Origin of the sequence: Parvibaculum sp., from assembly GCF_002684405.1 — a bacterium.
Classification (GTDB): Bacteria; Pseudomonadota; Alphaproteobacteria; order Parvibaculales; family Parvibaculaceae; genus Parvibaculum.
On record NZ_NYVD01000015.1, the window covers coordinates 1 to 20920 of the forward strand.

The window sequence follows — 20920 nt, forward strand, 5'->3', positions numbered from 1 at the left end:
CGGCATCTTCGACCTGCTGGGGCAGGTGCGTTCGCAATTGAGCGATCCGAACTGGTCGGTGCCGCAGGGGGCGGTCACCGGTTATCTGTTCGCCGCCCTTGTGTTCTGGGTCTTCTGCTTCGGCATGGCCCGTTATTCAGCCTATATGGAGCGCCGGTTGAACACCGGATCGCGCCGCTAGGAGACGTCCATGTCCGAAACAGTTTCTCCGCCGAAAATGAAAGTCTCCGACAAGGCGATCATCGAGATTTCGCATCTCGATAAATGGTTCGGCGATTTTCATGTCCTGAAAGACATCAACCTCACGGTGAATGAGGGCGAACGGATCGTCATTGCCGGTCCGTCTGGGTCCGGCAAATCGACGCTGATCCGCTGCATCAATCATCTCGAGACGCATAATGCCGGGTCCATCGTGGTCGACGGGATCGAACTGTCGGACGACCTCAAGAAGATCGACAGCGTGCGGCGTGAAGTCGGAATGGTGTTCCAGCAATTCAACCTTTTCCCGCATATGACGGTGCTCGAAAATTGCACGCTCGCGCCTGTCTGGGTGCGGAAGATGCCGGAACATGAAGCGCGCGACCTGGCGATGAAATATCTGGAGCGTGTGCAGATCCCCGAGCAGGCCCACAAATATCCGGGGCAGCTTTCAGGCGGCCAGCAGCAGCGTGTCGCCATTGCGCGCGCCCTGTGCATGAACCCGCGCGTCATGCTGTTCGACGAACCCACATCCGCGCTCGATCCTGAAATGATCAAGGAAGTGCTGGATGTGATGGTGGAACTCGCAAAGGAAGGCATGACCATGCTTTGCGTGACCCATGAGATGGGTTTTGCGCGCGAGGTGGCCAATCGCGTCGTCTTCATGGATGAGGGCGAGATCGTGGAAACGGCCGATCCGGAAACCTTCTTCAATCATCCGAAGAACGAGAGGACGAAGACGTTCCTTTCGCAGATCCTGGCCCATTAGGGTCAGTCCACTTCTTCCAGCTCAACTTCCTCGCGGCCGCAGACGTTGAACCCGGCGCGCTGATACATGGTCAATGCGCGCGGGTGGTCGAGTGTGCAGGTCTGCAGGATAAGACGTTTCGGGTGGTGGCTCCACGCGATCCGGAGCGCTTCCTGCAGCAAGAACCTGCCAAGCCCGGTCCCGATGAAGTCGGGCATCACGCCGAGAAAGGTAAGCTCGGCGCGAGGCATGAAACGGAAGTCAAGTTCGACAAAGCCGGCCGGAACGCCGTTCATGTAGAGGATGTAGATCTCGACATTCTCGTCATGGATGATCGCCCCGAGCTCTTCGTCGGTCAGTCGTTTGCGATTGACCCAGACATAATCCCTGCCGATGGCGTCATAGAGATATCGGTAGAAATGGATCGGCGGCTGTTCGGCGCGCATCAGAGCGCATTTACCGCGCGGGCATGGCAAGGGATGCTTTGCGTGCATGGGATCCGCCAGCATCTCCAGATGCGTAACGGTTGTCTTGTGCTTCTTGCCCATATGCTCGTCTCAGCATTCGCGGGGAAGGTCTGATTGTGCGCCCCATTCGGCCCATGAACCGTCATAGACGGCGACGCGGGGCAGGCCGAGTTCATGCAGCGCCAGCGCCAGGATGCAGGCGGTTACGCCTGAGCCGCAGGACGTGACGATGGGGCGATGCAGGTCGATACCGGCCTTCTCGAAAAGCGCGCGCAACTCGTCGCGGGATTTCATCGTGCCGTCTTCGCCGAGGAGCCATGCGGCGGGAACATTGACGCTTCCCGGGATGTGACCCGCGGCAACGCCCGGACGCGGTTCCGCCTCGGTGCCGTTGAAGCGGCCCGGTCCGCGCGCATCGACGATCTGCTCTGCCCGTGTTTCCAGATTGCGCTGAACGGCTTCGCAGTCGCGGATCAGCATGGTGTTGCGCCGCGCCGTGTAGTGGCGCGCGCCGCTGCGCGACGTTTCATCGGTTACGGGGCGTCCTTCGGCCTTCCACTTCCTGAGGCCGCCATCCAGCACGACGACATCTTCATGGCCCATGACACGGAACATCCACCAGACGCGGGCGGCGCTGAACAGGCCGGCGCCGTCATAGACGACCACGCGGGTGCCGTCGCCAAGGCCCATCTTGCGCATGCGGGAGGAAAATTTCTCGGGGCTCGGCAGCATGTGCGGATAGGGGCTGTCGAGATCGCAGATTTCATCGATATCGAAAAAGAGCGCGCCGGGAATGTGTTCGCGCTCATATTCGGCGCGGGGGTCGCGCTGGTGCTCGGGCAGGTACCAGGATGCATCGACGATCGTTACATCGGGCGCCTCCAGATGGCGGGCAAGCCAGTCGGTACTGACCAGAGCGGAAGAGGCGGCTGTTGCTTCTCTTGCAAGGGGGGACGGATCAGCAGCCATTTCTTGTTTCCTCTCTGGGGTCTCAGGAGAGCCAGGCCGGGACCGGCAGGCCTTTCTCTTTCAGGAAAACCGGGTTGAACAGTTTGCTCTGATACCTTGTGCCGTAGTCGCAAAGGATCGTGACGATGGTATGACCCGGGCCCAGCTCCTTTGCGAGGCGAATGGCGCCTGCGACGTTGATGCCGCTGGAACCGCCAAGGCACAGGCCTTCGTTCTGCAACAGGTCGAAGATGATCGGAAGGGCTTCCGCGTCGGGGATCTGGAAAGGATGATCGATCGGCGCGCCTTCGAGATTCGCCGTGATTCGTCCCTGTCCGATGCCCTCCGTTATGGAGCCGCCTTCGGATTTCAGTTCGCCGTTCTTGTAATAATTGTAGAGCGCGGCGCCCATCGGATCGGCGAGACCGATCTGGATGTCCTTGTTGCGCTCCTTAAGCGCCATGCCGATACCGGCCAGCGTGCCGCCCGTGCCGACGGCGCAGATGAAGCCGTCCACCTTGCCATCGGTCTGAGCGTAGATTTCCGGTCCCGTGGTTTCGATATGGGCCTGCCGGTTGGCGACATTGTCGAACTGGTTGGCCCAGATCGCGCCGCCGGGTTCCTTGGCGTTCAGTTCCTCGGCGAGGCGGCCCGAATATTTCACGTAGTTGTTCGGGTCCTTGTAGGGCACGGCCGGCACTTCGATGAGTTCGGCGCCGCAAAGACGCAGCATGTCTTTCTTTTCCTGAGACTGGGTCTCGGGAATGACGATCACGCTTCTGAAACCCAGTGCGTTGCCGACCAGCGCAAGGCCGATACCGGTATTGCCGGCGGTGCCTTCGACGATGACGCCGCCCGGCTTCAGCGTGCCCTTGTCCAGCGCGTCGCGGATGATGAAGAGCGCCGCGCGGTCCTTGACCGACTGGCCCGGGTTCAGGAACTCGGCCTTGCCGAGAATTTCACACCCGGTTTCCTCGGAGGCCTTTTTCAGCCGGAGGAGCGGTGTGTTGCCGATCGCGTCGGCGAGGCCGTTTTTGATGTCCATCGGGCGTTTCTTGATGTTCGTTGCAAAATATTCGTTGATGGGAACATACGGAGCGGGGGCGGCCACTTCAAGTAAGGCGCGCGTGAAAAGCCCTTACTTCAGCCGGTCGAGATTCAACGCAACCCATTGAATCATAAGGGCTGTCTTTGCGTCGCGGATGCGGCCGTCATTGATGGCGGCCAAAGCATCGGCAAGGGGCACCACAACGGCCCTGATATCCTCGTGCTCATGGTCGAGACCGTGGATACCGCCGACCGAGGAGAGATCCGCCCTGGCCGCGAATATATAGGAGCGCTCGCCATAGCCGCCGGGCGAGGACCAGAAGGGGCCGATCAGGACCGGATCCTGGATCAGGCAGTTCGCTTCTTCCTGCGCTTCGCGGATGGCGACATCGGCAGGCGTTTCGCCGGGGTCGATGATCCCGGCAATCGCCTCGAACAGCCAGGTCGCTTCGCCATGGACCAGACCGCAGGGCCGGAACTGTTCGACAAGCAGAACGGCGTCGAGCGCGGGATCATAGGGCAGCACGCAGGTGACTTCGCCGATGGTGTAGACATCACGCGTGACGACATCGGACCAGCCGCCTTCATGCCGACGGTGGCGGAAGGTGAAGCGCTCCAGCTTGCCCCATCCCTGTCCGATGGTTTCGCGCGATTGCAGATCGACATCGTCGAGGGTGCGGGGACTGGGCGTCAGGCGTTTTTCCATCGGGAACGACTCGCTTCGGCGGGGATGATGCCGTCACGGTAGCAGCCGATGGCGAGAGGCCAAAGCGGTTCAGGCCTTGGCGGGCCTTGCGAGCGTTACCTGCGTCACATCGATATTGCCGGTGCGGAATCCCGCTTCGCAGTAGCTGAGATAGAACTCCCACATGCGGCGGAACCTGTCGTCGAACCCCATGGGCTGAATTTCAGGCCACGCGCCCAGAAAGCGCTCACGCCATTGCTTCAGCGTCTCCGCATAGTCGAGACCGAAGTTGAAATTGCCGACCCATGTCAGGCCGGCCCGGGTCACCTGGTCGCGCAAGGCAGAGGGCGAGGGGAGCATGCCGCCGGGAAAGATGTAGCGCTGAATGAAGTCGGCGCGCTTGCGATAGGTGGTGAAGGAGACATCGTTGATGGTGATGATCTGCAGGCCGGCCACGCCGCCGGGCTTCAGGCAGCGATGCAGCGTGTCGAAATAGGAGGGCCAGTATTGTTCGCCGACCGCTTCGAACATTTCGATGGAGGCGACGCGGTCGTATTTTTCCTCGACGTCCCGGTAGTCCTGATACCGGATCTCGACGCGGTCGCTCAGGCCTGCCTTTTCCATTCGCTCGCGGGCGAAGGCAAGCTGCTCCTTGCTGATCGTGATACCGGTGACATGGCAGCCGATTTCCTGGGCGGCGAATTCGGCAAAGCCGCCCCAGCCGCAGCCGATCTCCAGAAGCTCGTGTTCGGGTTTCAGGTCGATCCGCTCGGCGAGCATGCGGTATTTGTTTTCCTGCGCTTCCGGCAGGGGCTGGTCGGGATGCGCGAAATGCGCCGAGGAATAGGTCATGCTCGGATCCAGCCAGCGGCGATAGAAATGGTTTCCGAGATCGTAGTGGTATTCGATATTGCGCTTGGAGCCGCTCCGCGAATTGCGCCGTGCGAGATGACGCAGCCGGGCCATGAGTTTCAGCAATCCAAAACCGTGGCGATGACGCTGGAGGGCGTGCTTGTTCTTTTCAAAGAGCTGAAGAAAAGCCGTGACGTCGGGCGTCGTCCACATGCCTTCGAGAAAGGCTTCCGCCGCGCCGAGGTCGCCGCCGGTGAAGAAGCGCCGCGCGACGGCGGTGTCCCTGAGTTCCATCACGGCATGGGGACCGTCTTCCATTCCCTCGAAGCGGAACCTGCGGCCATCGGGCAAGGTAAGATCGAGTGCGCCGTAGCGCAGTCTCATCAGGAGGCGGAAGGCGAGCCGCAGGAAGAACGGCAGCGATTCAATGGTTCGCAGTCTGGCAGGCGTCACCAATGTAGCGGCCAGCAAATTCTGCCTGGGGGAACCGGTGGTCTTTGTCATGGCGTCGGAACCTCCTCCTTGCTCCGGTCATCGAAATGAATGACCGGGCTGATCGGGCCACGCCTTTGATACGAACCGGGGGCAGGCGCGGTTCAACAGCTCTTCTGGATATGGTGACGGAGGTGAAAAGAAAAAGCCACGGCGCAAAAACTGCACCGTGGCTTTTAAAATGGCTCCCCGGGCCGGATTCGAACCAGCGACCAACCGGTTAACAGCCGGTTGCTCTACCACTGAGCTACCGAGGATCAGATCGGCACCTGTCAGGCTGCTCGCCGCCATGTGTCGATGAAGCCTGCATATAGCAAAAGCGTTACCGGACTGCCAACCGAAATTCCTTACAATCGACATCTTGGATATCTATTTAGGTAGGCAGTGCCGGGGATTTCCGGCTTTCAGCAGCGACCGGGGCGAAAAAATGGCGCGAGTGCGTCTTGGCAACAAGGAATTCAGGGCTCCGGGTACGCCGGTGACCCGGGCAATTGCCGGTGTCGCGCTGGTCGTCGGCGGCGTTTTCGGGTTTCTCCCGATTCTCGGATTCTGGATGATCCCGCTCGGCATTATCATCCTGTCGGTGGATTTCCATCCCGTGCGGCGGTTTCGCCGGAAGGTGGAGGTCCGATGGGGACGGTGGCGGCAACGCGCACGGTCGGCTGATTCGTCCGCCTCGGCGGAGAGCGGCCGGGCGTCCGACTAGTCGATCCCCATGGAAGAGATCGGCTTGCCGAGCGCAAAGGGCAGGCCGCTCAGCAGCGTCTCCACCATTCGTACATCCTGAAATTCTCCATTGAGCGAGAGCCGGGGCAGCGCACACATCCTGTCGCGGTGGCGGGGCTGGATGAGGCCCTTGCGCGTGGTGGTGGCCGTGCGAAAGCCCATATCGGCGATGAGCCGGAAATCGCGTTCGCCCGCCGAGGCGTGATCCCCGTATGGATAGGAGAAATGGCGCGGACGGGCGCCGAGTTCGGCTTCGTGACGGGCGAGGCCGCGGTCGACCTCGGCGCGGGCCGCCGCATCGGTCAGGCCCGACAAGGCGAAATGCCCGGCCGTATGAGCCTCGATACGGGCCATTGGATGGCGGGCGAGCGTGCGCAGCTCGTCCCAGCTCATCGCGGCCTCCCGTGTGAGAGACGCCGACGGGATATCGTATTTTTCGGCAAGGCCGGCGATGACGGCCCGCATCTCGCTTTCCGGTCTCTTTCGCAGAGCCCAATAGATGCGCTGCCAGGCCGCTTTCTTCTCGTCCGTGGTGCCGGTGGACAAGGATTCCTCCCGACCCTCCAGGTCGAGCGTTACCTGCCTTGCCTTGCGGATGATCTCTTCAAGCACCACCCACCAGAGGTCCGCCGTTCCGTCGGGCAGGTCGGTCGCCAGATAGACGGTGAACGGGGTTTCGTGGCGCGCGAAGACGGGCAGAGCCTCCGTGAAATTGTCACGATAGCCATCATCCAGGGTGAAGACGGCGAATTTCCCGTCATGGCCGGTTTCGATGCGCCGGGCGGCTTCGTCGAGATCGACACAGTCATAGCCGAGCCGTTTTACGAGGCGGATGGTGTCGTCCAGAAAATCCGGGGTGACCTCCAGAAGGCGATTGGGCTGGAAGGGCTCCGCGCGCGCAGGCCGCACCCGGTGAAGCATGAAGATGACCCCGAGGCCGGATAGGAAGCGCGGCGCCATGCGGTGCCCCCGGATGGCGTGAATCGCCAGCAAACCCGTTCTCATCAGAGACGGTTCTGGGGCCGGTCCCCGCGTTTCGGGCACCGCCATGCCTGCTTCGATATCGGCCATTTCACCTTGATCCGGTAAATCCCGACTTTTCGACGGGATATTGCACGCCGTTTGCAATCCTTATGCATCAAACAGAGTGCATGTGCGGAATTGAGAAATCCTTTCCGGAACTGCGCCGAAAAAAAACGAACGTTTCAAAACGAAGCATCTCAACGAGGCCCCGATGACCCATATGAAGTCGCAGTTCGAGGAGTTTCAGTCAGCCCAGCCTATCGGCCGGGAGGAATTGCAGGAAAAAACAGGCTTTTCCGGCGAAGGCCAGGTCATTCAGGGGCCGTGGGCGGCGACTAAGCCGCGCGTTCTCCTCTCGGTGCATGAAGATATGTCCGAGATCCGGGAGATCTGGCATCAGCTGGAAGACGAGGGCGATTGCAGCGTTTTCCAGACCTATGCATGGCTTTCCAACTGGATGCGCCATATCGGGACGCTCCGCCGGGTTCGCCCGCAGATCGTGGTCGGCTGGGATGCCTCGGGCGAGGCGCTCTTTCTTTTTCCGCTGGCGATCGAGGGCAATCTGGTCGCAAAGAAGCTTGTCTGGCTGGGCGGCGAACTGGCCGAATATCCCGGGCCCATCCTTGCGAAGGATTTTGTCCGCCGGGTGCGGCCGGGCCAGTTTCCGGCGCTGTGGGACGAAGTGCGGGCTCTCCTGCCGAAGCATCACCTTGTCGCGCTCAATCGCATGACGAAGCGCGCCGGCGAGCAGGCCAATCCCTTCATGGAGCTTGGCGGCCTGAGCGAGCACAATTGCGCCTCTCATTCCACGACCCTTACCGCCGATTGGGAAAGCTATTACGGCGGCAAGCGCTCTTCGAGCAGCAAGAAGCGCGACCGTCAGAAGCGCCGCAAAATGGGCGAAATCGGTGAGATCGCTTTTGCGATGCACGCCGATGATGAAGAGAAAGTCGAGACCATCGAGACGCTGATGGCGCAGAAGGCCCGCAGCTTTGCGCGAATGGGTGTGGCCAATATCTTCGACCGCCCCGGTTATCGGGAGTTCTACAAGGCGCTGGCCACCGATGCGGACAGCGATATTGCGCGTGTTTCCAGCCTGACGGTGGCCGACGACGTCGTGGCGGCCAATCTCTGCGTGAGCTTCAACGGTCGCTTCTACGACCTGCTCGCCAGCTATGACGAGGCCTCAGAGGCCGCCCGCTTCGGCCCCGGCGTCGTGCAGCAGATGGAACTCATGAACCATGCGATCGAAACCGGTCATACGGTTTTCGATTTCACCATGGGCGACGAGGCCTACAAGGCCATCTGGTGCGAAAATACCCAGTACCTCTACAACCATTTCGATGCCAAGGGAGTGCGGGGGTCGATTGCGGCATTTCCGGCCCGGGGGATCATTCGGCTGAAACGGTTCGTCAAGAACACGCCGCTATTCTGCAACGCCTATCTCAAGTTGCGCTCCTGCCGGTCGATGCTGACTTTCGGGCGGGCCGCGACCGTATCGGCCTGAGGAATGGCAATGACACAAGCGGCGGATCCCGCAACGCCGGTCGCGCAGACTGGCGACAAACCGGAAAAGGGCGGCATTGCCGCCCTGATGACCGGGCTTGTCGCCAAAATGCGCGATGGCGACATTGCGGGGGTCCTTCGCGGCGCGGCCTTCGTCATGGGTATTCGCGTTCTGGGCGCGATCATCGGATTGACCAGCCAGATCCTGCTTGCCCGCTGGATGGGCGCCTTTGAGTACGGCATTTTTTCATATGTCTGGGTCTGGGTGATCGTTCTGGGCATCATCGTGCCCATGGGCTTCGGCACGTCGGTGCTGCGTTTCGTGCCGGATTACAGAGCGCGGGAAAAATGGCGCCGCCTTGCGGGCATGCTGCGCGCCTCCTGGTATGTCGTAATAGCGCTCTCATTTGGCGCCGTGGTCATCGGCAGCGGTCTTCTCTATGCCCTGCAGGGCGTTATCAGCGGCTATTTCCTTCTGCCGCTGTTTTTCGGTCTTCTCTGCGTTCCCGGCTTCGCGCTGATGGACTGGCAGGAAGGGGCGGCCCGCGCCTTCGGCTGGGTCAATCTCGCCTATTTGCCGACCTATGTGTTCCGGCCGCTCGGCATCGTGATCGCCGCGGGCGGTATTCTTCTGGCCGGGCTCGAACCGACGGGGCTCAACGTCATTTGCGGCGCACTCGGTGCGACCATGCTGGCGCTCATCCTGCAGCGCATTCTGCTGATGCGTCGCGTACGGAAAAATGTACCGACGGCACGGCCGGTCTATCACCTCAAACATTGGTGGCTTGCATCGGTGCCGCTGGTGCTGGTCGAGGGGTTCTATCTCGTCCTTTCCAATACCGACATCGTTCTGCTGGGCCAGTATGTCGATCCGGACAAGGTGGGCATCTACTTTGCCGCGACGCGCATCGCCAATCTGATGAGCTTCATCTACTTCGCCTTCGCCGCGCCTGCTGCGCCGAAATTTGCCGAGCTTCATGCCTCCGGCAAGCATGTGGAGTTGCAGAAGCTCATGCGGGGCGTCGTGCATTCGGTGTTCTGGCCGACGCTTGCCGCGGCATGCGGGCTGCTCGTTTTCGGAGGCTTCGCCCTCAGCTTTTTCGGGCCGGAGTTCCGCGAAGGCGCGCCGGTTCTCTGGATATTGATGATCGGGTTCCTTGCGCATGCCGCTTTCGGTCCGACCGAGCATGTCCTGAACATGACGGGCCATCAGAAGGCGACAGCCTGGGCCTATGGAGCCGCGGCGCTGTGCAATATCGCCCTCAACATTCTTCTCATTCCCCGGTTCGGCCTTGAGGGCGCTGCCATTGCGACCTCGGCTTCGGTGACGCTCACCTCCATCGGGCTTTGCATCATCGTGAAGCGCCGGCTGGGTATTTCATCATTCGTCGGTGCGGGAAGCGTTGCCCGTTTCATCGGTTTCCAGCGGGGTGTCTGACATGACCGGAGTTCGTACAAATATCGGCCGGGTCAAGACGCGGGACGGGGCAGCGGCCAAGCCCATGCTGACGGTCGAACGGTTGCAGCGCGCAGCGAACTATCTGCACGATGCGCCGCCGGACGCGGATGTCGTGGTGCTGGATAGCGCGGATGCCCTGTCGCCCTATGCCTCGCAAATCGACGCGCTTGGCGACCAGGCCGCGGATCCGAATACCCAGTTCGAAAGCGCGACGCTTGTCTCGGCGATGGTTCACCTCGCCGGCGGGAACGGCGTCAAAGTTGCGCTGGTCTGGAGCGATGCGGACGGCGCGGGCAAACGCGTGTTGCTCGGTGCGTTTCCCTATCGCGCCCTGCGGGGACGTTTCGGCGTTCCGCTGCCTGTCTGGCAGGTCTGGACGCATATCCACAGCTACAATGCGACGCCCTTGCTGCGGACCGGTCGGGAAAAGCAGGCGCTGGTGCGTTTCTTTGCCTTTGCCACACAGTGCGGCGCTGTCGCGGTCGAATTCCCGCTCTTTCAGGGCGACGGGGCATTCTCGGCGGCTCTCGATGAAGTGGTGTCGGAGCGCGGTTTCCCCATGCGCGAAACCGACCGTCATGAACGGGCGTTTCTGCAATCCGAGCTGAAGGGCGAGGCGTATTTCGTCCAGACCATGCGCAAGAAGAAGCGCAAGGAATACGGGCGGCTTTGGAACCGGCTGTCGGAAGAGGGCGACGTGCAGCTTACGGCGCATGATGCGTCGTCGGATTTTGCCGGCTGGCTGGATCGTTTCCTCGCACTAGAGGCGAAGGGCTGGAAGGGCCAGCGCGGCACGGCGCTCAAGGCCGTGCCAAGCGAGCGGGCCTTCTTCATGGAGATCTGCAAGGGAGCACAGGCGCAGGACAAGCTGCATTGCCTCGAACTGACGGTGGACGGCGCGCCGATTGCCATGCTGGCGAGCTTTCGCGCGGGGCGCGGGCTCTACACGTTCAAAATTGCCTTTGACGAGGACTATGCCCGGTTTTCGCCCGGTGCCCAGCTGATGATGCGGGGCGGCGCCATGCTGCTCGACGATCCTCGCTTCGACTGGATCGATTCCTGCGCTCTTCCCGATCATCCGATGATCGATCACATCTGGTCGGAGCGTCGCGTCATGCGTTCCGTCATTGTCGGGACCGACCAAAGGCTCAGCCGGGTCGCGGTCCCGTATCTTTCAACCATGACAACATGCGCAAGCTGGCTTCGTGAACGGGCCAAGCGCATCTATCACATGATCCGCAAGGAGGTGGAACATGGCACGGCTGCTTGAAATCGTTGAAAAGGATGCCGTCGGCGACAGGATGCCGACAAAGAGCTTTCGCCTGAAACACGATCTGGCGTCTCATCCGCTTTTCAGCCTCGACCGTCTGGCGAAGCTTGCGGGCGACCTTCCGGAAGGTCAGGTGGAATGGAACGGTCCGGTGTCTCCGAACCAGGACCCGAACCTGACGCCGGCCAACGGCATGAGCGCGGAAGAGACGGTGCGTCGTATCGAGGAAGCGAAGTCCTGGATGGTGTTGAAATCCGTCGAGGCCGATCCGGAATACAAGGCGCTGCTTGATGCCTGCCTCGACGAGATTGCCGAGCAGACAGGCGGCGTGATGGGCGGGGCCATGCGGCGCAGTGCCTTCATCTTCGTCACTTCGCCCGGCAATGTGACGCCGATGCACACGGATCCCGAACTCAATTTCCTGATTCAGATCCGCGGCAACAAGCGCATGTCGCTCTGGGATCAGAAAGACCGGGAAGTCGTGTCGGCGGAGAACATGGAAATGTATCCCGGAAAACACCGAAATCTTCCCTATAAGGACGAAAATGAGGCCCGCGCGCTGCACCAGCATCTGGAGCCGGGGGACAGCATCTTCGTGCCGCTCATGGCGCCGCATTGGGTAAAGAACGGGAATGAGGTTTCCGTCTCCTTCTCCGTTACCTGGATGACGCCGGAAGCGGAGAATTTCGTCAGCCTGCAATATGTGAACGCCGTGCTGCGCAAGCTGGGCCTGCCGCAGGCCGAGCCGGGCGAACATAAGCTCTGGGACAGTGTGAAGGTCGCCGCCTATCGCGTCCTGAGGCCCGCTTATGATGCGATCAAGAAGCTGGTCGGAGACCGCGACAAGGCTGTGGCGCTTGTTTTCGGACGCAAGAATATAGAGCCGGTCTGAGCCGGTCTGCATTCTGTCCGCCAGGGCGTTTCGGGATTGTTATTCCGCGGCCTGGCGGATGATCGGGCGCTCGCCGGTGTGCGCGGCGGATTGACGGGCGCCGACAGGACGAGAGGTAACGGGCCGGGCCGGATAGGGTTCCAGGCCCGTTTCGCTGTAACGGCGGTAGCGGCGCATATCGACGCGCGTCAGCAGGACGCCGACCCGTCGGCTGCTCGCAGCCGAGAGCATCTTCAGCACGCGCGACACGACCCGGCGGCCTGTGGACGCCCAGCGGACCGCGAGCACCGTCACATCCGTCATCTTGGAAAGCACCTGTGCGTCGGCGGCAGCCAGCGCGGCGGGAGAGTCTATGATGACGATATCGTAGGTCTGCCGCAGCGCGTTCAGTACCCAGAGCATTTGCGACGAGGCGATGGCGGCGGTCGGGTTTGCGACCGGGCTGCCGGCCTGAATGACATGCGCCGGGCTCATGACATCCTGGCGGATGACATGCTCGAAACGCACGCGGCCCATCAGCAGATCGGACAGGCCGTGCTGGGCCATGAGGCCCATGGCCTCATGAATGCCGGGCGCGCGCAGATCGGCATCCACCACGATGGTACGATAACCACCCATGGAGAAGACGCGGGCGAGGCTTGCCGCGGTGCTGGTCTTGCCTTCGCCTGCATGGGCGGAGGTCACGAGCACCGTGCGGGCGCGGCTCTCGCCCACGCGGGCGAGCAGCACATTGCCCTGCAGCGAGCGAATGGCCTCGCTGTAAAGGTCGAAAGGTTCCTGTATGGCGTGAGCGGCCGGAGGAGATTTCTTCTTCGAGCCGGGCAGTTCCGGCACAAGGCCGAGGAAAGGCATCCCCGTGAGGCGTTCGGCCTCTTCGCCGGACCGGAAGCCCGCCGAGAACACCTCCATCAGGAAGGCCACCATGATGGAAAGGATCAGCGAGGCGATGACCGAAAAAGTGATCGCGGATTGCGTATTGGGGTAGGAGGGCGCCGCGGGCGTCTGGGCCATCGAGACGATGCGGGCATTGGCCGCGCGGGCATCCGCTTCGGCGCGGGCGTTTGCCTCCTGATAGCGTTGCAGGAAGTCTTCGAGCAATTTGCGGTTGCTGGCGGCGTCGCGTTCGAGGGCCCGCAGCGTGACCTCATCCTGATTGAGCTGGCCCATACGCTGCTTGAGGCGTGTAAGGCTGGAACGCAGGGAGGCGACGCGCGCATCGGCCACTCGGGCCTCGTTGCGCAGCGCTTCGACGACCTTGCGAACTTCGATACGAATCTGGGTTTCCAGATCGGCCAGATTGGCCTGCATCTGGCGCATCTTGGGATGCGTCGGCAGCAGGGTTTCCGAAAGCTGGGCAATCTCGGCCTTGAGCTGAACCTCCTGCTGGCGCAATTGCTGGATCAGCGGCGATTGCAGGACGTCGATGGCCGATTCAACCTGTGCACCCGATGACAGCAGCGACTGGGCGTTCTGGAGCTTGGCGCGGGCGGCCGCCTGATCGGACTCCGCGACGGTGAGCTGGGAATTGAGGTCGGTGAGCTGCTGGCGCGGCAGTGTGGAGCCATTGGTGATGAAGAGCCCGGATTTCGTCCGGAACGCCTCGACCTTGGCTTCGCTTCTCTGAACCTTGCCGCGCAGTTCCTCGATCTGTCCCGCCAGCCATTTCGTGGCCTCGCGGTTCAGGTTTTCGCGGTCGGCGATCTGCTGGCCGACATAGATCTCGGCAAGCTTGTTCGGCACCTGCGCGGCCAGCTTCGCGCTGCCGGAGGAAAAGTCGATGGCCAGTACGCGAGACGTGTCCTTGCGGTAGACGCTGAGTTTCGCCAGCACGTTGTCCACCACCTGGTCGAGGTCCGTGGCTTCGTTCTTCTTTTCGCCGGGGAAGGACAGTATGCCGGGGCTGCGAAGGGCCGGGTTGTAGGCGGACATCTGATCGAGGTTGAGGTCCTTGATCAGTTTCTCGATCAGCGGGCGCGACGTAATGAGCTGTATTTCGCTTTGTACCGTCTCGTCATCCGGGAGGCGCGGCTGGCTCTTGGAATCGAAATTCGAGATTTCGCCTGTGCGCGGCGCAAGGAGAAGGCGCGCCGAGGCGGTATAGACGGGAGAGGTCGTGGCCAGCCAGACCAGGCAAAGCGCCATGGTTGCGGCGAAGACAAGCGCAATCACTTCCTTGCGGGCCCAGAGGCCGCGCAATACGTCCCAGGGCGAAAGGTCCGCCTGCGCCTCGTTCGGCGCGGAACGGCGGCGGTCGCCGAAGGTTACGACCTGGCTGGGTTGGGAATTGCTCACTCTCGGCCTCGGTGGCGTTATTCGTATCCACGGCTAGTAAACGCGTTTTGGGTAACGGAAGCCTTAACGCGAGCTCGGCTAGGGCCATGCGATTTTCGGAAAATCGACGTATTTGTTGAGGCTTGAAGGCTTGAGGGGGATCCGGCTAGCGAAGAATTAACCCTTCGAGCGATAGCATCGGGTGGTTAACGCCGAGCTTGGGTCAGCACATGATTTTTCGTTTTCTTGCCGCCATCCTTGCCATTGGGCTTCTCGCCGGATGTACCTCTCAGGGGATCGTCGCCGAGAGGTCGGTTATGGCCGACAATGACGCGCCTTACACGCTGGGGTCCGGCGACAAGCTTCGGGTGACCGTTTTCGGCCAGCTCGATCTCAGCGGAGAGTTCGCCGTGGACGGGTCCGGCATGGTGTCGATGCCTCTGCTCAAGCCGGTCAAGGCGGCGGGCCTTTCCACCGAACAGCTTGAAAGCGAACTCGAGGCGGAGCTGGGCAAGACGCTGCTGCGCAATCCCAGTGTGAGTGTCCAGGTTTCGGAATTCCGGCCCTTTTTCATTCTGGGCGAGATCGCGAAAGCCGGGCAGTACCCTTATGTGAACGGGATGACGGTTGAGACCGCCGTTGCGATCGCGGGGGGATATACCTACCGCGCCGACCGGGACGTTGTGCGTATTACCCGGCAGAAGGGCAACAAGGTGGTGGAGATGAATGTCGCGCCCACCGTTGTCGTAAAGCCCGGCGATACCATCCTCGTCATGGAGCGCTATTTCTGATGTCCGGCCTGCCGCATGGCCCGGACCGTTCGCCGCTCAGGGTCCTGCATATCCTTCGGCATCCCATGGGCGGGCTTTTTCGTCATGTCTGCGATCTGGTCGAAGGCCAGCAGGAGGCCGGCGTCATGACCGGCGTTCTGTGCGCCGAACCGCCCCCGGGCAATACCGTGTCGCGCGCCATGCTGCAAAAGCTGGAACGTCATTGCGGGCTCGGGCTGCATATCGTTCCAATGGGACGCTTGCCGGGGATCGGCGATTTCCGCACGCTTGAGCGGATCGGCGATATCGCCCGGCGTCTGCGCCCGGATATTCTGCACGGGCATGGCGCAAAGGGCGGGGCTTACGCCCGGCTGCTGCCGCGCCGCCATAGCGCCATTCGTCTTTACACGCCGCATGGCGGTGCGCTCCATTATTCGGGCCTGTCGCCGACAGGTGCCGTTTTTCTCGCCATGGAAAGGCTCCTCAAGAGCCGCGCCGACGGCTTCATCTTCGAGTCGAGTTTCAGCCAACGCGCCTATGACGAAAAGATCGGGCGTCCGTCAGCCGCATCGATCGTCATTCCGAACGGCGTCCGCCCGGATGAATTCGTGGCGGTCGAAGCCGATAAAGGCGCGGCGGATTTTGTCTTTATCGGCGAGTTGCGGCGGCTGAAGGGTGTGTCCGTTCTTATCGACGCGCTGTCGGGCATGAAGGCGAGGGCATCGCTCGCCATTGTGGGGAGCGGGCCGGACGAAGCTGAATTCAGAACGCAGACGAACCGGTTGTCGCCGCCGGCAGATGTGACTTTTCTCGGACCGATGCCGGCGCGCGAAGCGTTCCGGTGGGGGCGGGTGGTCGTCATGCCGTCGCTTGCTGAATCGCTGCCCTATGTGGCGCTGGAGGCCATCGCCGCCGGCAAGCCTTTCATTGCAACAGATGTCGGTGCGATGTCGGAAGTTTTCGGTCCCGACGCAGGAGCGCTTCTGCCGCCGGGCGACGTGGCCGCATTACGGCAGGCGCTGGAGGAAGCGTGTGAAGACTGTAAGACGCTGAGCGAGCAGGCCGTCCGATTGCAGGCGCGCGTTCGGTCGGATTTTTCCACGCAACGCATGGTTGGGGACGTGTTGAGTTTCTACGAAAGGCTCGTTGCCTCGCACGCGCAGTCTCGAAAGAAGGCGGCGGGAGGACGCGCCGTCCCCGAAGCCTCGCTGCGAAACTGAACCGGAAGTGTAATGCAGGGCTGGCAGGTCGAAATCGATGACAGGATGGCGCGGGGCAATGCCCATCGCTGGAGCGTCGGCGTGCTGCTCGCCGATGTCATTGTCGGGCTTGCGCTGCTGAGCAGCTTTTACGTCGTCGGGGCCCGGGGCGATGAGCAGCCCGCCCCCTACGATCTGTTGATGGTCGCGGTGACCATGCTGGTCGTTATCCTCGGCCTTCGTCTGCCGCGCGGTCTTGCCTGGCCGGCGCTGGTTTGGGGCCTGGTCATGGTGGGCATGGGCATTGGCGGCCTCAGCGCCGTCTATGTCGACAAGGCCAACACCGCGACGATGGTGCTGGCATATCTCATCATCACATTCATTTTCTTCACGTCCTATGTCTATGAAGATCCGCGGCGGCGCTTGCTGTTGATCTTCTGGTGCTATACCGCCGCGGCCTGTGCCGCCGCGCTGGCGGGGATTGCCGGCTATTTCGGGCTGACGCCCGGCATGTTCGTGGAATATGGCCGTGCCCGGGGCACCTTCAACGATCCGAATGTGTATGGTCCGTTCCTTGTCGGCCCCACGCTGTTTCTGGCCTATCGCCTTTCGGTGGCCACGCGATTGCGCGATCTATGGATGGCCGTGCCGACGGCGGTTCTGGTGCTGGGGCTTTTTCTGAGCTTTTCACGCGGCGCCTGGGGCGCCTTCGTGCTTTCCTGCGCGATCTTCTTCATTCTGACCGCGAAGACCGCCCGGTCGCGCACGCAGATCGCCCGGCTCATCGGGTTTGCAGCGTTCCTGACCGTGGTGGCGACCGTTGTCATCGGCGCTGCCTTGTCGATACCCGAGGTTTCGGCCCTCTTCGCCGAGCGCTTCTCGCTGGTTCAGGACTATGATGTGACCTCTCAGGGCGGCCGTTTCGAAGGGCAGGCCCGCGCGATCGAGATGGCGCTGCGCAATCCGTTGGGAATCGGTCCGTCCCAATGGGCGATGATCAACAAGCTCGATACGCATAACGTCTATGTCCACCTGCTGATCGCAGGCGGTTTTCTGTCCGGTCTCTGTTTTGTCGGGTTTGTCCTGCTGACGCTGTGGCGCGGCTGGGCGGCGGCGAAACAGGCCGGTCCGGCTCAGGGCCTATTGATCGTCGCCTATTCGGCGCTGGCGGCTCATTTTGCCGAAGGGGTCATCATCGACATCCAGAACTGGCGCCACTTCTATCTGCTGATGGGGATGGTCTGGGGGGGGATTCTGGCCGTGGATGCAGCCAAGGCGGTTCAACGCCGGCAGCCAAGGCGATTCACGCGGGAGATCGAGGTCATCCCGCCGACCCAGCCTGGCTTCAGATAGATCGGATAGAAGAAAATGTGGAGGCCACGCCCGGAATCGAACCGGGATATACGGATTTGCAGTCCGCTGCGTCACCACTCCGCCACGTGGCCTCAATCGGAGTGCGCGGATATAGCAAGTCCGCGCCGCCGGCACAATCTCCAATAATGCTGCGACATTAAGGAAGCGTTCCCGGGACAAAATCACCGGCTATGCTGCCGGGGGCCGAATTGAGTTTGTCTCTTTCAGCGACTATAAACGCGGCAGTGCCCTATGATTTGCCTGCGTGCCCTTTTCGGGGACATTCATCAGGATATATCCATGACAGATTTCCAAGCCGCCCGCCTGAACATGGTCGAGAGCCAGGTGCGCTGCAATTCCGTGACCGACAGCCGCGTCATACAGGCCATTTCCGATATTCCGCGTGAACGCTTCGTTCCGCAGTCCTGCCAAGGCTATGCCTATATGGATGAGGATCTGAAGATCGCAGACGGCGGGCGTGAAGGCGTGTCGCGCTATCTGATGGAGCCGCGGGTTTTCGGCAAGCTCGTGCAGCTCGCAGAGGTGGACAGCGGCGATCTCGTCCTCGATATCGGCAGCGGCACCGGCTATTCCGCGGCCGTCCTGGCCAGGCTGGGCAGTGCGGTGGTTTCTCTCGAATGCGACGAGGATCTGGCGAAACGGGCATCGTCGACGCTCAACGATCTCGGCATCGACAATGCCGCAGTGGTGACCGGCCCGCTCCAGCAGGGCTATGCCGATCAAGCGCCCTATGACGTGATTTTCTTCAACGGCTCCGTCGAGGACGTGCCGAAAGCGATTCTGGAGCAGTTGAAGGATAATGGCCGGCTCGTGACGGTGGTGGGAGACGAAACCGCCGGCAGCGCCATGGTCTTTGTCCGCGCGGGGGACGATACGAGTGGCCGCAAGGCCTTCGACGCGCTCGTCCAGCCGCTGCCGGGCTTCCAGCGGGAAAAGAGCTTCGTCTTCTGATTGAGGCGGAATACCCGACAGATTTCATGTTTTTTGGCGGAATTCAAAGGAATTTGCCGATAAATGTGCAATGACGACACATGAATCCAGCGGCCGTACCTATATAGTGGCGGCGAGCTGGTAGATGAATCGCGGATGCGTTGAGGGGCGAGCCGCGGTCTTTCGGAGAAGAAACTGATGAAAAGATATAAAGACAATGCCCCCGGCAATTCGGGATCGCTGCGCGCTTTTGCGCGGGCATTCCTGCTTACGACTGCCGTCGCGGCTACCATGGGCACGGCAGCGCATGCCGATACGCTGACGGATGCGCTTGTGCAGGCATATGAAACCAATCCGACGCTCGGCGCCCAGCGTGCCAATCTGCGCGCCACGGATGAAGGCGTCCCGCAGGCGCTCTCCGGCTGGCGGCCGTCGCTGACCGCGCAGGGGTCCTACGGGCTCACGAATAACAGGACCGAAACCAATGGCGGGATAAAGGCGGATAATACGCTTCACCCGCTGACGGGTACGGTCACGCTCAACCAGAACATTTATGCCGGCGGGCAGACCGTGAACAGCACGGAGCAGGCCGAGGCCACCGTTCAGGCCGGGCGCGCGAACCTGTCCAGCGTCGAGCAATCGGTGCTGCTGGGCGCCGTGCAGGCCTATATGAACGTCATCCGCGACAAGGGCGTGCTGGAACTCAATCGCAACAACGTGCAGGTTCTGAAGCGCGAACTGGATGCGACGCAGGATCGTTTCGATGTGGGCGAACTGACCCGCACCGACGTTTCGCAGGCGGAAGCGCGCCTCAGCCTATCCAAGACGAACCTCATCAACGCCGAAGCTCAATTGACGGCCAGCCGGGCCGCCTATGAGCGCGTGATCGGTCAGGCGCCGGGCACTCTGGAAGAGCCCGCCCGCCCGTCGGATCTGCCGCAGAGCGAAACCGCCGCTCAGGAAGTTGCGCGGACCCAGCACCCCGACGTCGTGGCCGCTCGCAAGGCCGAGGAAGCGTCGCGGGCGTCGATCCGTGTGGCGAAGGGCGCGCTGCTGCCGAGTTTCGACGTGCAGGCCAAATACCAGTATGCCCGCGATCCGGGCAATGCGATCCACGACACCGAGGAAAGTGCCGTGCTCGGCGTTCTCACCATTCCGCTTTACCAGTCGGGCAGCGAATATTCCGCCGTCCGTCAGGCCAAGCAGGTGAACAGTCAGCGCCGGATGGAGATTGCAGCGGCGATCCGCGCCGTGGACGAGGCGGTCCGCAATGCCTGGGAGCAACTTCGTGCATCCCAGTCGGCTGTGCTGTCCACGACGGAGCAGGTGAAGGCGAACAAGATTGCGCTGGACGGTGTCCGCCAGGAAGCGCAGGTCGGCTCGCGGACCACGCTGGATGTGCTGAACGCCGAACAGGAATTGCTGAATTCGCGCGTGACCTTGGTCAGCGCCGAGCGTGACCGCTCGGTTGCCGAATACGGACTTCTGGCGGCGATGGGGCAACTGACGGCGAAGAAGCTTGCTCTGCCTGTCAAATACTACGATCCGCAGAAGAATTATGACGAAGTCCGGGGCAAATGGATCGGTTTCGGAACGGGCGACGAGGAATAAGCCACGAAATCTCGGGTAAAGTTTGCTCTTTCATGGCAATTCCGTTCAACTTCTCATAAGGTTTGAGAGGTAAGAATGGCATTCAGGCATATGGATGTCGGGAGTAACGGGACGCGATTATGAGCAATTCTGGGCAGGCCCAAGAACCGACCATGGAGGAAATTCTCGCCTCCATTCGGCGGATTATCTCCGAAGATAGTGGTGAGGAAGGCGAGGCGGGCCCCGAGGCCGCGCCCGAAGCGCCGCCTCCGGCAAGCGAACCTGAGGAAAGCTTCGAGCTTGAGGAAGAAGGCGAGGTCCTTGAGTTGACCGATGCCCTTCCCGAAGAGCCCGCGGCGAGTGCGCAGGAACCTTCTTTCGTCGAGGAGCCGGCCCCGGCTCCCGAGCCTGAGCCCGCTGCCTATTCGGCGGGTGCGGCGGAAATCGAGGAAGAAGCCCCCGCTGAAGCGCCA

18 protein-coding genes, 2 tRNA genes and 2 pseudogenes are annotated in these 20920 nt (G+C 61.6%); 13 read left to right on the forward strand and 9 right to left on the reverse strand.

Annotation, left to right across the window (positions count from 1 at the left end; genetic code table 11):
* A pseudogene (locus tag CMI59_RS01345) lies at positions 1 to 181 on the forward strand (amino acid ABC transporter permease); the annotation flags it as partial.
* A gap of 9 nt (positions 182 to 190) precedes the next feature.
* Complete coding sequence (locus CMI59_RS01350) at positions 191 to 967, forward strand: amino acid ABC transporter ATP-binding protein (protein ID WP_293323673.1); 777 nt, start codon at positions 191 to 193, stop codon at positions 965 to 967.
* Between the two features lie 2 nt (positions 968 to 969).
* On the opposite strand, the gene CMI59_RS01355 is transcribed toward CMI59_RS01350, so the two are convergent.
* The 6 genes from CMI59_RS01355 to CMI59_RS01380 all read right to left on the reverse strand — a co-directional run bounded on the left by CMI59_RS01355 (position 970) and on the right by CMI59_RS01380 (position 5694).
* Positions 970 to 1494 (reverse strand): GNAT family N-acetyltransferase, encoded by a 525-nt coding sequence (locus CMI59_RS01355; protein ID WP_293323675.1) that lies wholly within the window; start codon positions 1492 to 1494, stop codon positions 970 to 972.
* A gap of 9 nt (positions 1495 to 1503) precedes the next feature.
* Positions 1504 to 2382, reverse strand: a complete 879-nt coding sequence (gene sseA / locus CMI59_RS01360) for a 3-mercaptopyruvate sulfurtransferase (protein ID WP_293323677.1) — start codon at positions 2380 to 2382, stop codon at positions 1504 to 1506.
* A 22-nt stretch (positions 2383 to 2404) separates the two neighbouring features.
* Positions 2405 to 3406 carry a cysteine synthase A gene (locus CMI59_RS01365; protein WP_293323680.1) on the reverse strand — a complete coding sequence of 334 codons (1002 nt, stop codon included), beginning with the start codon at positions 3404 to 3406 and terminating at the stop codon, positions 2405 to 2407.
* A gap of 93 nt (positions 3407 to 3499) precedes the next feature.
* Positions 3500 to 4114 (reverse strand): NUDIX domain-containing protein, encoded by a 615-nt coding sequence (locus CMI59_RS01370; protein ID WP_293323683.1) that lies wholly within the window; start codon positions 4112 to 4114, stop codon positions 3500 to 3502.
* Between the two features lie 69 nt (positions 4115 to 4183).
* Positions 4184 to 5449 (reverse strand): cyclopropane-fatty-acyl-phospholipid synthase family protein, encoded by a 1266-nt coding sequence (locus CMI59_RS01375; RefSeq protein ID WP_293323686.1) that lies wholly within the window; start codon positions 5447 to 5449, stop codon positions 4184 to 4186.
* A 170-nt stretch (positions 5450 to 5619) separates the two neighbouring features.
* Positions 5620 to 5694 (reverse strand) — tRNA-Asn (locus CMI59_RS01380).
* 104 nt (positions 5695 to 5798) lie between these two features.
* On the opposite strand from CMI59_RS01380, the gene CMI59_RS01385 reads away from it, so the two are divergent.
* Positions 5799 to 6143: a PGPGW domain-containing protein gene (locus CMI59_RS01385; RefSeq protein ID WP_293323689.1), complete on the forward strand. Its 345-nt coding sequence runs from the start codon at positions 5799 to 5801 to the stop codon at positions 6141 to 6143.
* On the opposite strand, the gene CMI59_RS01390 is transcribed toward CMI59_RS01385, so the two are convergent.
* Positions 6140 to 7234 carry a polysaccharide deacetylase family protein gene (locus tag CMI59_RS01390; RefSeq protein WP_293323692.1) on the reverse strand — a complete coding sequence of 365 codons (1095 nt, stop codon included), beginning with the start codon at positions 7232 to 7234 and terminating at the stop codon, positions 6140 to 6142. The genes CMI59_RS01385 and CMI59_RS01390 overlap by 4 nt on opposite strands.
* A gap of 163 nt (positions 7235 to 7397) precedes the next feature.
* Here CMI59_RS01390 and CMI59_RS01395 point away from each other — a divergent pair, with 163 nt between their 5' ends.
* From CMI59_RS01395 to CMI59_RS01410, 4 genes are read left to right on the forward strand one after another with little or no spacing between them, the layout of a single operon-like run.
* The gene (locus CMI59_RS01395; protein WP_293323695.1) at positions 7398 to 8693 is read left to right on the forward strand and encodes a GNAT family N-acetyltransferase; all 1296 of its coding nucleotides are present in this window, start codon (positions 7398 to 7400) and stop codon (positions 8691 to 8693) included.
* A 9-nt stretch (positions 8694 to 8702) separates the two neighbouring features.
* On the forward strand, positions 8703 to 10130 hold the full coding sequence (locus CMI59_RS01400; RefSeq protein WP_293323698.1) for a polysaccharide biosynthesis C-terminal domain-containing protein: 1428 nt from the start codon (positions 8703 to 8705) through the stop codon (positions 10128 to 10130).
* A gap of 1 nt (position 10131) precedes the next feature.
* Complete coding sequence (locus tag CMI59_RS01405) at positions 10132 to 11421, forward strand: GNAT family N-acetyltransferase (protein ID WP_293323701.1); 1290 nt, start codon at positions 10132 to 10134, stop codon at positions 11419 to 11421.
* Positions 11405 to 12313, forward strand: coding sequence for a cupin-like domain-containing protein (locus CMI59_RS01410; RefSeq protein ID WP_293323704.1), 909 nt, complete (start codon positions 11405 to 11407; stop codon positions 12311 to 12313). The genes CMI59_RS01405 and CMI59_RS01410 overlap by 17 nt, the downstream gene beginning before the upstream one ends.
* Before the next feature lie 39 nt (positions 12314 to 12352).
* On the opposite strand, the gene CMI59_RS01415 is transcribed toward CMI59_RS01410, so the two are convergent.
* Positions 12353 to 14605 (reverse strand): polysaccharide biosynthesis tyrosine autokinase, encoded by a 2253-nt coding sequence (locus CMI59_RS01415; protein ID WP_293323706.1) that lies wholly within the window; start codon positions 14603 to 14605, stop codon positions 12353 to 12355.
* Positions 14606 to 14814: 209 nt separating this feature from the next.
* On the opposite strand from CMI59_RS01415, the gene CMI59_RS01420 reads away from it, so the two are divergent.
* The 3 genes from CMI59_RS01420 to CMI59_RS01430 are packed head-to-tail and all read left to right on the forward strand — an operon-like array spanning position 14815 to position 17906.
* Entirely contained in the window at positions 14815 to 15375 is a 561-nt protein-coding gene (locus CMI59_RS01420; protein ID WP_293323709.1) for a polysaccharide biosynthesis/export family protein, read from the forward strand.
* Positions 15375 to 16574 (forward strand): glycosyltransferase family 4 protein, encoded by a 1200-nt coding sequence (locus CMI59_RS01425; protein ID WP_293323712.1) that lies wholly within the window; start codon positions 15375 to 15377, stop codon positions 16572 to 16574. The genes CMI59_RS01420 and CMI59_RS01425 overlap by 1 nt, the downstream gene beginning before the upstream one ends.
* 12 nt (positions 16575 to 16586) lie before the next feature.
* Positions 16587 to 17906: an O-antigen ligase family protein gene (locus CMI59_RS01430; protein WP_293323714.1), complete on the forward strand. Its 1320-nt coding sequence runs from the start codon at positions 16587 to 16589 to the stop codon at positions 17904 to 17906.
* An 18-nt stretch (positions 17907 to 17924) separates the two neighbouring features.
* Here CMI59_RS01430 and CMI59_RS01435 read toward each other — a convergent pair.
* Positions 17925 to 17998: transfer RNA gene (locus tag CMI59_RS01435), tRNA-Cys, on the reverse strand.
* 208 nt (positions 17999 to 18206) lie between these two features.
* Between CMI59_RS01435 and CMI59_RS01440 the strand changes: the two genes are divergently transcribed.
* From CMI59_RS01440 to CMI59_RS01450, 3 genes and pseudogenes are all read left to right on the forward strand, one after another.
* Entirely contained in the window at positions 18207 to 18878 is a 672-nt protein-coding gene (locus CMI59_RS01440) for a protein-L-isoaspartate O-methyltransferase (RefSeq protein WP_293323716.1), read from the forward strand.
* Between the two features lie 177 nt (positions 18879 to 19055).
* The gene (locus CMI59_RS01445; RefSeq protein WP_293323719.1) at positions 19056 to 20468 is read left to right on the forward strand and encodes a TolC family outer membrane protein; all 1413 of its coding nucleotides are present in this window, start codon (positions 19056 to 19058) and stop codon (positions 20466 to 20468) included.
* A 119-nt stretch (positions 20469 to 20587) separates the two neighbouring features.
* Positions 20588 to 20920, forward strand: a pseudogene (locus CMI59_RS01450) (DUF2497 domain-containing protein); the annotation flags it as partial.